Annotated in this window: 11 protein-coding genes; 2 read left to right on the forward strand and 9 right to left on the reverse strand. The window is 60.0% G+C overall.

Annotation, left to right across the window (positions count from 1 at the left end):
- Positions 1–975, forward strand: a complete 975-nt coding sequence (locus tag GRI69_RS00540) for an NADPH:quinone oxidoreductase family protein (RefSeq protein ID WP_160726385.1) — start codon at positions 1–3, stop codon at positions 973–975.
- 54 nt (positions 976–1,029) lie between these two features.
- Here the strand turns inward: GRI69_RS00540 and GRI69_RS00545 are convergent, their stop codons facing one another.
- The 8 genes from GRI69_RS00545 to GRI69_RS00580 form a co-directional block, all read right to left on the reverse strand.
- Entirely contained in the window at positions 1,030–1,602 is a 573-nt protein-coding gene (locus tag GRI69_RS00545) for a F0F1 ATP synthase subunit B family protein (RefSeq protein WP_160726386.1), read from the reverse strand.
- Positions 1,595–2,089 carry a F0F1 ATP synthase subunit B family protein gene (locus GRI69_RS00550; RefSeq protein WP_160726387.1) on the reverse strand — a complete coding sequence of 165 codons (495 nt, stop codon included), beginning with the start codon at positions 2,087–2,089 and terminating at the stop codon, positions 1,595–1,597. The genes GRI69_RS00545 and GRI69_RS00550 overlap by 8 nt, the downstream gene beginning before the upstream one ends.
- Positions 2,090–2,173: 84 nt before the next feature.
- Positions 2,174–2,401, reverse strand: coding sequence for a F0F1 ATP synthase subunit C (locus GRI69_RS00555; protein WP_160726388.1), 228 nt, complete (start codon positions 2,399–2,401; stop codon positions 2,174–2,176).
- Positions 2,402–2,438: 37 nt separating this feature from the next.
- A complete protein-coding gene (locus tag GRI69_RS00560) occupies positions 2,439–3,227 on the reverse strand; it encodes a F0F1 ATP synthase subunit A (RefSeq protein ID WP_337191000.1) in 789 nt (262 codons plus the stop codon).
- Between the two features lie 53 nt (positions 3,228–3,280).
- Positions 3,281–3,601 (reverse strand): AtpZ/AtpI family protein, encoded by a 321-nt coding sequence (locus tag GRI69_RS00565; RefSeq protein ID WP_160726389.1) that lies wholly within the window; start codon positions 3,599–3,601, stop codon positions 3,281–3,283.
- A gap of 191 nt (positions 3,602–3,792) precedes the next feature.
- Entirely contained in the window at positions 3,793–4,185 is a 393-nt protein-coding gene (locus GRI69_RS00570; RefSeq protein ID WP_160726985.1) for a YdbL family probable chaperone protein, read from the reverse strand.
- Between the two features lie 11 nt (positions 4,186–4,196).
- Positions 4,197–4,451, reverse strand: a complete 255-nt coding sequence (locus GRI69_RS00575; protein WP_237452874.1) for a YnbE family lipoprotein — start codon at positions 4,449–4,451, stop codon at positions 4,197–4,199.
- Positions 4,452–4,456: 5 nt separating this feature from the next.
- Positions 4,457–7,642 (reverse strand): intermembrane phospholipid transport YdbH family protein, encoded by a 3,186-nt coding sequence (locus GRI69_RS00580; protein ID WP_337191001.1) that lies wholly within the window; start codon positions 7,640–7,642, stop codon positions 4,457–4,459.
- Positions 7,643–7,703: 61 nt separating this feature from the next.
- Between GRI69_RS00580 and radC the strand changes: the two genes are divergently transcribed.
- Positions 7,704–8,438 carry a RadC family protein gene (gene radC / locus GRI69_RS00585; RefSeq protein ID WP_237452875.1) on the forward strand — a complete coding sequence of 245 codons (735 nt, stop codon included), beginning with the start codon at positions 7,704–7,706 and terminating at the stop codon, positions 8,436–8,438.
- Between the two features lies 1 nt (position 8,439).
- On the opposite strand, the gene GRI69_RS00590 is transcribed toward radC, so the two are convergent.
- Positions 8,440–11,250, reverse strand: coding sequence for a DUF3857 domain-containing protein (locus tag GRI69_RS00590; RefSeq protein WP_160726391.1), 2,811 nt, complete (start codon positions 11,248–11,250; stop codon positions 8,440–8,442).
- Positions 11,251–11,380 lie beyond the last annotated feature (130 nt).

Below are 11,380 nucleotides of genomic sequence, written 5' to 3' on the forward strand. Positions count from 1 at the left end.
ATGAAGGCCCTTCAGGTCACAAGGCTAAGCGACGATCTTTCCGGCGCAGAGTTGGTAGACCTGCCCAGCTTGGCAAGAAACACGGGAGAGGTGCTGATCCGCGTGCGAGCGGCATCACTCAATTATCCCGACCTGCTGATGACGCGGGGCAAATATCAGTTTAAGCCTGCGCTACCGTTCGTATCTGGCTTGGAAATGGCAGGCGAAGTGATCGAGGCGGATCCGGGCAGCGGATTTGCACCCGGCGACCGGGTGATGGGCGGTGCAAAGACCGGAGCGTTTGCCGAACAAATTTCGCTACCTACCACCGCAATTCGATCAATTCCCCGGAACCTGGACTTCGCGCAGGCCGCAGCGATGGGGGCCTCCTATCTTACGGCCTATATAGCGCTGGTGGAGCTAGGTGGCCTGAGGGCCGGGCAATGCGTGCTCGTTCACGGGGCAAGCGGCGGCGTAGGACTCGCAGCTTGCGATCTGGCAAAGGCATTCGGTGCGAAGGTTATCGCGGCGACAAGCAGGAAAGATAAAGTCGAACCTTTGCGCCGGATCGCTGCGCCGCATGATCTGATCCTCAACACAGGCCGGTTTCGCGAAGATGTTGGTCGACTGACCGACAGCCTCCTTTGCGACCTCGTATTCGATCCGGTGGGAGGTGATGTATTCGACGAAAGCACGCGCTGCGTATCGTTTGGCGGCAAGTTGCTGGTGGTTGGCTTCGTCTCGGGCCGAATTCCGGAAATTGCTGCCAACATACCGCTGATCAAGGGCTTTAGCGTGGTTGGCGTTCGAGCCGGCGAATATAGCCGACGCTTCCCGGGCCGTGGCCGCCGCGCAGCCGATGCCATCGATCGATTGGCGACAGAGGGGCGGATCAAGCCGCATATCGACCGCATCCTTCCCCTATCCGATTGGTGCACAGCCTTCGAGACTATGGCTACAGGCGATGTCCTGGGAAAAATCGTTCTCATTCCTTGAACGAAAAAGGGCGACCTCCAGGGCCGCCCTTTCACTTTCCCGTCCATGGGTAAGTCAGATTCCGGCAATGACCTTGTCTGCAAGCGCCCTGTCCGCTTCGGCATCATGCCTTTCGGCTATGAGCTTACGGCTCGCACCCGTCGCAGCACTCACGGCGCGATTACGCACATCTTGGACAGCTTCACGCTCCGCAGCAGCAATCTTGTCTTCAGCCATGCGCTTGCGGCGTTCGACCATTGCCTTGCTGTCGGCCTCAGCCTTCTCGAGAATCGCGTCCGCCTCGTGCTGGGCGTTCACAAGCATCGCCTCGGCGTCCTTCTCGGCGCCTGCGATCTTGTCGGCATATTCCTTGCGCAGCGCTTGGGCTTCTGCGCGCAGCTGCTTGGCTTCTTCGAGCTGCTCCTTGATCGCGGCGATCTTGCCGTCGAGACCGCCAGCGATGGTCTTGTGGACCTTGGCACCGAAGATAGCGAACAGCAGCAGGACCAGCATCGCGATCGACACGACCTGAAACGGGGCGAGACCCCACAGCTCTGGTTCGATATGCTTGCCCGCACCTGCGTCGATTTCGACAGTGGCTTCGGGAGTTTCCGTAGCGAGCACTTCGGGAGGGGAGACGTTAGCCATGAGCCATCTGCTCCTTAACCGCCTTCGTTGCGACCGGCTTGGTCACCTTCACCCCGGCGAGCGTCTTGACGATATCTTGCGCTGCGTCGGCAGCGACGGCTTCGACTTCTGTCAAGGCAGCCGTACGAGCTTCGTCGATCTGCGCCTCGGCATCGGCCAGCTTCTTGTCGATGCGGGTCTGTGCCGCCTTCAGCTTTTTCTCGGACTTGGCAGCGGCCTCGTCCTTGGCCTTGGCAACGATCGCCTGAGCCGCAGCGCGGTTCTCATTTTCCTTGACCCGCCAGGCTTCCTCCTGCTCATCAGCAGCGTCGCGCGCGGCCTTGGCAGCGGCGAGGTCGGATGCGATCTGTCCGTCACGCTGGGCGACAGTATCCATCACCTTGGGCACCATGCCCTTACCGATGACGAAGAAGGTAATGCCGAAGAAGACCAGCAACCAGAAGACCTGGCTGGACCATGTTTCGGCGAGCTGTGCTATCTGGGGCATCGGACCAGTCCGGTGTTTAGTTGATGAAACACATTCAGGGTGGGACGTCTATTGCGCCGCCCCACCCTGAAGATTTTCAGATATTTAGGCGACGAAGATCAGGATCATCGAGACGACAAACGCCAGCAAGCCGAGAAGTTCGGCGGCGGCGAAGCCGATGAACAGCCGGCCCTGCTGGCCGTCGGCTGCGCCCGGATTGCGCAGTGCGCTTTCGAGAAACGAACCGAAGACGTTACCAACGCCGATCGCAGCCATACCGGCACCGATTGCAGCGAGACCAGCGCCGATGAGCTTTGCAGCTTCCATTTCCATGACAAACTCCTTTGGGAAAAACGTGTAGGTTGAAGACTTAGTGAAGGTTCTCGGCGTCGTTGATATACAGCGACGTCAAAAGGGCGAAAACGTAAGCCTGGATACCGGCCACCAGCAGCTCCAGAGCGCAGATGCCGATCATCAGCAGGAAGCTGGGCAGGCCGACCAGAAGGCCGAAGCCGGCGCCGGCATTGGTACCGTCGATCACAAAGCTCGACAGCACTTCCAGCAGGACGTGTCCCGCCATCATGGCGACGAAGAGACGCAGGCCGAGGCTGAACGGGCGCACCATGAAGGAGATGAACTCGATCGGCGCGATCACCGGCACCATCGGCAGCGGCGTGCCGTGCGGTACGAAGAGGCTGAAGAAATGCAGGCCGTGGCGCCAGAAACCCACGATCAGCACGATCGCGAAGCTGATGATTGCGAGCACACCGGTCACGGTAAAGTGGCTGGTGAAGGTGAACGGATGGAGGCCGATCACGCCCAGAGGCAGGAGACCGAGAATATTTGCGAAGAGGATGAACATGAACAGGCTGAAGACATAGGGCACGTATTTGCGCCCGGCCTTGCCGATGTTCGCTTCGAGCATGTTGTCGATGAAGCCGGTAAAGGTCTCCACCGTCATCTGCCAGCGGCCGGGCACCAGTTCGCGCTTCATCCCGCCGAGCACGAAGAGGAAGAGCACCACCGTGGTGATGAGCATCCACAATGCACTGTTGGTGAAGGCGATGTTGTAGCCGGCCAGCTCCCACGCACCGGAACCGCCGAGCGGTTCGATGGTGAACTGGTACATCGGATCGACTTTGGCCTGTTCGGCTGCCACGTCTGTCTAGTCCCTAAATCCTGTAACGAAGGCCCTGAAATCCCGGTGAAGGATCAATTTTCAGGGCCTCGATTTGCCGCGCGGATAATGTTCCTGAAGGCGACCACAATTCCGAGGAACAGGCCAACCAACAGACCCCAGGGATTGGTATCGGTGAAATAGCCTATGGCATAACCGATGACCGATCCTCCAAGAAGCCCACCGAGCAAATCTGCCAGAACGCGGTTGCCGCTGCGATAGTTCGCATCGGCCCCCGAACCGGGTTTGAGGTTGCGCTGCTCTTCGCGCTGCTGGGCGGCACTTAACCGCTTTTCCAGCGCGTCGATCCGCGCATCCTCCTCGATGGGTTTCCGTGCGGGCTCGTCTTCGCTCATGCCTTGCTCCTTAATAGGGGGTTGCGCGGCACGCGCAGGGACTTGCCCGCCAAGGGCGCCGCCCCCTTAGAAGGGGCCCATAAGCGAGTCAACACGAAGCGGCGCCCAAAAGCCACCTTTGCGTTGCAAAAAAGCCTCCCTCCGACGCCAGCCGGTAGAGAGGCTTTCAAATAGGCTGATGGCCTATCCCCTCAGGGGCAACGGGAATCGCGCATCGGCGGAGCGCTGGTCCGTGTCTGCCAGCTACCGTCAGGTGCCTGGTATTTCTCGCCGGGCGACGTGGCGAGTATCGCCTGGCAACCGGCAGTTAGCGCGTATTCTTCCAGAGTGGCATTATTTGCCTGTGCACGCTGGGAATAAACCGCGCGGCGCTTGATGTTGATGTCGTTGACGATGCGGCGAAGTTCGGCGGTCTCGGAACCAACGATCCCGATGTAACCGTCCATTTTTTCACCGATCTGCCCCGCTGCACGGGCGGAGGCATAGGCCGGATCGCGCTGGGCCGAAGCTGGCGCCATGATGCCGCCAAAGGCCAACGCAAATGCGGCACCGAACAGGGCTGCCCTGGTAAATCGCTTGGTCATGAAATCACCCATCAGAAAATATCCGCATTCTCTTCGATCGTATTGCCCGCATCCTCTGCGAGGCGGTAGATTACTTCCTGGCGTATGTTGACGTTGAGCTCGATCACGATCGGTTCTGTCGGTGCTTCCACGGTGACACAACCGGATAACGCGAGCGAGGCCAGGCCGGCCACCGCCGAAATCTTCAGACCATTCATGCCTGCCATCCCCTGCATGCTGCGGGTTGTCGCACGGCCCTCATGGTCGGTCAATTCGCGGGTTCTCATAGCGGCTACTCGCTTTCCTGGTCCTGAATGGTGGGTTCATCGGGCATCACGTCGTCCGGATCGATCTCGGGTTCGACTTCTTCACCGGTAATGGAGCGGCGGAGAAGCCGCTTGCCGTCGTCGCTCAGCAAGCCGAGTTCGCGCGGATCGCGCACGGAAGCCGGATCATACATCGCCTTCACCGAGGTGATGAGCTGATAGAATTGCGCGCGGATGTTGATGCGGAACTGAATGGGCAGTTTGGCGAGTTGGCGGGTAATGAAGTTCGTTTCTGCATCTTCGCCCTGCCGCACACCGTCGAAGCGCACCTGGGTGACGATTTCCCCCGTCAGCGGACCGTTCATCACTACCCGCATCTGCGAATAGTCGAGACTGCGGAGCGCATCGAAGGCAAAATTGGCGATAGCCGACAGGTCTTCGTAGGTCAGTTCTCCGACATAGGATATATTTCCGCCGGGCTCGCGCGACACCAGGACGCCCTCTTCTATTCGCCCGTTTCCGGCGGCATCGAAAATGATCGGAACGGTGCCATCGAAGATGCCGGTCGCGGAGATATTCTCCAGCTCCATCTGGGCGATGAACTGAGCTGCATCCAGTCCCACAATCTCGAAGATGTAGGCGCGCTCTTCGCTGACGCCGAGGTTGAGATCGACCTCTCGCAGGATAAGCTGCCCGCCCATGAACGGCCAGCTGCCACCTGCCACGGACAATACTTCCCCGTTCTGCAGGCTGAATTCCACCTCTCCTTCGAGCACTTCGACGCCGGGATTGACCGAAGCCACCCGGATCCGCTGGTTTGGTGCGGTCGTAAGGCCGAGCAGGTCCGTGAATTCGATCGTTCCGCTCGCCCCCTGAACGGGACCGAAAGCTGCTGCGAAATCGAGGTCTTCTGAGGAGAATGTTCCGGTGCTGGTCACTTCGCCGCTCGGTGACCAGTCGATCCGGCCCTCGCCAGTGATCACACCTTCCGCATTGGCGATGACACCGAGCGCAAGTCCGCTGACATCTTCGGGTTGAAGCTGGTCATCGAAGGCAAGGCCTTCGACTTTCAGATCTGCATGGCCTTCGCCAGACGCGAGATTGTGGCGGATGTCGGCCAAGGTGACGATCCGGTCCGTCTGCGGATTGCGCAAAGCGGCAGCGGCAGTAATGATATTGTCTACCAGGGAAAGCGACGCGTCTCTCGCAATCAACGGCTCGAACCTGTCCGGTTCTTCCCTGTCGCTGAGCCGGAAAGTCGCATCGCCAATACTAAGGGTGCCGTCGGTGTAATCCCAGTTGCCGGACGTGTCATCCAACGTCATCGGTACGGCTGCGAGTGCGATTTCAGCATCGCTGAACGTCCCGGCGATATTGTCCCCTATTTCCGCTGAAAGATCGGAAATCAGAAAGCGGCTCGCGGTATCGACGGGGCCTAGCGAGATATCCAGATTTTGCGCACGAAGCGTGCCGGGATAGGCGAAGCCCACAGGGCCGCTCGCGAGACGGATCGGCGTTTCGCCAAGCGAGCCGTTGAGGTCGAGCGCCGGTGCACCTGCGGCGAATTTCAGGCCGCCCTTGCCGAATTGCAGCATGGGCTTTCCGGGCGGTGGGCACAGGGTAAGACCCGGGCCGGACAGATTCAGTTCGGCAAATGCAAACCGGCGGAACGCGAACTCGGTGCATTCTCGCCATAGCGCCAGATCGCCGCCCGATTCCCATCTGCCACTTATCGGCAAGGACAACTGGTCGACTGCACCGCCGGGGAGCGGACCGCTCGCTTCAATCGTGCCGGAAAAACCGAGAGCGCCTGAACCGCCCTGTACTATTGTCATGCCTGGTATGGCCAGTTGCGCGCGCCCGGCTTCGTAAGGCGCCATGCTGAGCCTGAATACCGAACTGCCGTTTTCTGAGCGCTCCATGCGCCCGCTGATCCGCGGAAGATCGGGCCCTCCGGTTGCAATGTTGCCGAAAATCCTCGCGGGTTCTTCTCCGCGGGAAGCAATTTCGAATCGGGAAAGAGACAGAATTCGATTGCCGCTGCCGCCGGTCAATTCCGCCTGCGGCACAGATAGGGAATAGCCCTCATCCGTGCGCCGGAAGAGCAAATCGGCCGCCAGCGCACTGCCTCGCGTCTCTGCCTGCAAGGCTGCAGAGATGCGGCGCGCGATCGGGTTCAGGAGAGTGCCCTCCCCCGAATTTGCCAGACTTTCTATCGAATTGATGGAGACGGGCCCCAATCGCAGGCCATTGCCTTCGACATCGCCTTCCAGCTCGATCCGGGCAAAATTGTCGCGTGAGCGCAGGGTTCCTTCGATCGTCATCAGCGCGGCAAGCGCTTGAGGAGTTTCGACCCCGCGCGCCGCGACGGTGTACCGCGAAGTCATCGATCCACCGTTCAACTGCGCCCTGAGCGTGCCCGAAAGCGATTGCGCGCTGTTCGTAGCCAGGCGAACATCATCGGTCGCAATCCGGGCCTCGATCTCGGGCTGCGAAAGATCCTCGCTGGCCGTGACATCGAGTTCGGCCACCAGATCGGAAACCGAAAGCTCATTCTCGGCACATCCCAGCGAAGTCACGCGCAAAGGACCCGTGAAACTGGGTTCTCCTGCCCGGGAAGTAACTTCTCCGAAGATCGTCGAATCTGCGGCTTCGCATCCGTCAAACGCCAGCGCCGGGGCAGTGGCGGCGAAAATCCCGGCGAAGCCATTTGCGATGTTGCCCTGCCCCACCAGCTTCAGGCCGATCGGACCGTATTCGGTTTCCAGCAGACCGCGACCATCCCGGATTGCCACGTCGATATCGGGCAGCCCGGAAGGTTCACCGGTGTCGCGGAAGATTACCCGGTCGAGCGATCCGAAACTGAGCCGCCCATCGACATATCGGCCGAAGAGGCGGGGCTCTACGAGAGTTACTTCGCCGATTTCCGGCAGCCCGAAGCGATGTCTGAGGCGGACGATAACGCGCTCTGCCGTGAAATTCGGTGCGTTAGGATCGCCGATTACGAGATCGGAGATTACCTGCGTCTGCCCACCTACCCGCTCGATTTCGTAGGTCGCTGGCAGGTCGTATGCTTCCAGCTGGTCGGCAACGAAGTCGTCGGCAATGGCGAAGCGGTTCATCCATACCAGTACGGCAATCACCACCAGCATCGAAACGACGAGCGCAGGCACCTGCCAGCGCTTCTTGCGCCAGCGCGGTCTATCGCTCACATATTGGCCTGCTGACCCGTCCATCGAACCCCGCACTTGCGCGCATCGCGGCACAAAGGCAATGCAACGCCTTGAAACGGCTGGGGGAGGAAAAAGGTTGCCGGAGGTCGAGAAAAAGGCGGCAAGCCACGCCGGGGCGGGTCATCGCGCACGCCTCCGCACGCGCCTTCTGAGCGGCGGGGCCGAAGCGCTGGCGGACTACGAACTGCTGGAATTTCTTCTCTTCGCAGGCATCAGACAGGGCGATACGAAGCCTCTGGCCAAGAATCTGATCGCCCGGTTTGGTTCCTTTTCCGGCGTTCTCAATGCGGCCCCGAGCGCTCTCGCCCAGGTGAAGGGAATGGGGGAAGTGAGTGCGGCATCCCTACATGCGGTGTCGCTGACTGCCCGGCGAATGGCGCGCGGATCGGTGCAGCAGCAACCGGTGCTGGGAAGCTGGCAGGCGCTGCTCGATTACCTCGCCATCGACATGGGCGAATTGAAGCACGAACGCGTCCGTGTGCTTTATCTCGATACGCGAAACCGGTTGATCGACGACCACCTCGCTGCCGAGGGCTCCATCGACGAGGCTGCGATTCACCCGCGAGAAGTCATCCGCCGCGCCTTCGATGTAGGGGCCAGCGCGCTTATCCTCGTCCACAACCACCCCAGCGGCGATCCGGAGCCCAGCCGGGCGGATATCCAGATCACCAACCGCATCGCGGAAGCTGGCCGGCTGCTCAACGTCACGGTCCACGATCACGTTATAGTGGGGCGCGGCACGCATGTTTCTCTGCGGGCCAAGGGACTGATCTAGCTCAATTCACAGTCAGTCCGTGCCGGGCATATTGAGCCTTGAGCTCGGGTGCCATGCGAAGCGCAGTTGCGATATCGTCGCTGCCCGCCCGGTCCCCCTGTTCCATCCGGATGATTCCGCGCATGTAGAGCGAGGCGGCCATACCGGGATTGAGTTCGAGAACGCGGTTGAGGTCTTCGATAGCCGCATCGAAATTGCCCATGCGATAATGCACCATCGCCCGGCTATCGAGCATCGGCGTACTGTTCGACGCGCGCTCGATTGCCCGCGTGCAAATTTCCAGTGCACCGTCGAGCCCGGTATCGAATAGCCCGCGATACCAGCAATCGTAGTTCAGCGCGGTTTCGTTCAGTGGCTTGTCGGCCACCTCTTCCGACATGATGGCGAGACCGCCCGCGACATCGCCCGACAACCCGGTCCCGATAGCGTAGATGCCGGCATAATAGGCGCTGTCCTCATCGGAGACCGGCAGACTTTCGAGCAATTCGATCGCTTCGTCCGTTCGCCCGGCATAGGCCAGCCGCTCGCCGAGAATAAGGGCCACGTCGGTATCGGGTTCCAGATCATAGGCGCGCTGGAGGTCGGCGAGAGCGCTCTCCGTCCTGCCCAGCGAATGAAGGACGTTTGAACGCCATTGCAGAACCCATGCCGAAGTATCCTCCTCCACCAGCTTGTCCAGATCCAGTAGAGCGTCTTCGAAGCGGTAAATATCGTGCAGGAAGCCTGCCCGTTCCCCGAGAGGACCGTAATCATCCTCCTCGGCGAATTCGATCGCAGCTTCATAAGCGGCGAGGATGGGCTCGCTTCGCTTGTCGAGTTCCTTGCGGTCCAACTGCCAGCGCCAGACCATGTCTTCGGGAGCAAGAAGCCTGCTTTCCTCGCTCGCGAAGCGGCGTACTTCACGTTTCACTTCAGGCAGTTTGTCGGCGCCGATCTCACCCAATTGCTGGACTACTTCGACCGCGCCCGAGAAGCGATTACCTTTGAGCGTGTTCGCCCCTACAATGCGGGTATTGGCGTAACGGACCTCGATATTATCCGGACCTTCGAAGACGAATCCATCCATTCCGACGGGAAGAATCATTTCGCCGACAATGTGATTCCGGAGCGGTCCGTTCGTGGCGACGGGAATATCGCGCCATTCGGGTTTGGCGCGGCTCGCACTGAACGCCTCGTCGGGCTTGAGGTCCGCATCGAGCACCAAGCGCCCATCTTTCCATTCGAAGTCGGATGACGTTATGCCGGTAACACGCAGCATTCCCAGCGCTTTCTCTTCATTATAATCTACGCTGACGGAACTGACTGCGCTCCCATCCTGACCCTGTGCAAAGCTTTTAGCGATCTCGCGCAGCGAGTCCTCGTCACCCTCGTCAACCAGCTTGCGGAAGCCGGCACCTTGAGGTCCGTAGAATTCCATTTCCAACGTGTAGAGGGCCGGAAGGTCGATACCTGCCGTATAGTCGGTGACGACATTCATCACCAGATTGGGCGATGTCTGCTCACGCTGGGACATCTGGACAAGGTCGGACCCTTCCGCACTCAGCGGCAATGCATAGTAAAAAGGCGGAACCCATCCGACGTTCGCCAGACGCGTAGCCGCGCTCGTACCGTCCAGCCAGTAATCCTGTCCGTCAATCTGCGCGCGCACGATCATATGGTCGAAATTGCCCGGCACCGGCAGCAGTTCGGGTATCGCGTCACCGCCGCCTGTCTGCACCAGCACGGTCTGCGACTGGATGCCCATCTCCTTTAACAGAGCATGCAGGAGCACCGACTTGGCCTTGCAATCGCCATAGCGGTTCGCCCAGGTTTCCCCGGCATCCTGCGGCAGGTAATTCCCCCCGTCGAGCCCGTTGAGAAGATAGCTCACCTCGTCCTGTACGAGCTGTGTCGCCAACGCAGCTCGGTGCAGCGGATCGGGGGTCTTTGCCATTATCGCACGTGCTTGAGCGACCACGTCGCTATCAGGCGCGACATCGGCCGCCTCGGTAAAATGCGGAGCCATGGTGCGCGACAATTCCTGCCAATCGGAATAAGTCCCCACGCGCAGCACGGGATTGCGGCGAAAGCGCCAGGGTGCATCATTCGGCATCTCGGGTAGCTCGGCCAAGGGAAGAACGACTTCCAGCCTGCTCACGCCGTTTTCGGTCGCCGGCGCCGCGAGTCCGGCATGATCTTCCACCCGCCAGTAAACATCTTCGTCCGCTGGCCAGCTGACCACCGCTCGGGCAAAACCTACCTGCCAGGGTTCGCTGCCGAGAAACTGGAGAACCTGCATCTCGTCACCAAGGGCCTGATCGTCGATGGTGACCGAGCGGGTCACTCGCAGAACGTCACCGACTTGCAGGCCGGGGACCGCCATCGTGGCAGTCAGTTGTCCGTCGAGCAGACGTTGCTCAAGTCCTTGCTCTCGGCGGAGAATATCGAATTCCGCACCGCTGCCGATCAGATCGATCCGTTCGTCTCCGCGAAGGATCTCCACCCGGTGGATGGTCAGATCGCCCTTGTCCGGCAACCAGTCGAGCGAGATGGTGCCCTGTTCCATCAAGGCCTGCGGATTGTCTATCCGCATGGCGTTATCGGCATATGTAGTAACGACACCGTCTTCCAGCCAATGCTGCCAATCTGCGATCAGCTGGGATGGCCCTTCGTCAATTGCGGAAGTGTCGAGGCTCGCCTGGTCGATCCAGCTGGGCGTATCACCATACAAAACTTCTTCGCCGGCAAGCACGGGATTCGCGCAGCAGATGGCGAGCGCAGTTCCGCAGAACAAAGGAAAGCGGAGCGCGGATTTAATCGATTTATCGTTCATGTAGCACAGTTTACCGAGATTAATGCGTTGCGCAATCCACCTGCGATGAGCCGGTAAAGCCTGTGTTGACCAAGGATTTTAAGGGTTGGACGGGAGCCCCAGCCTTGCCAGCCTGCATCTGCCACTCTAG

The sequence above is a fragment of the Qipengyuania vulgaris genome (assembly GCF_009827325.1).
GTDB lineage: Bacteria > Pseudomonadota > Alphaproteobacteria > Sphingomonadales > Sphingomonadaceae > Qipengyuania > Qipengyuania vulgaris.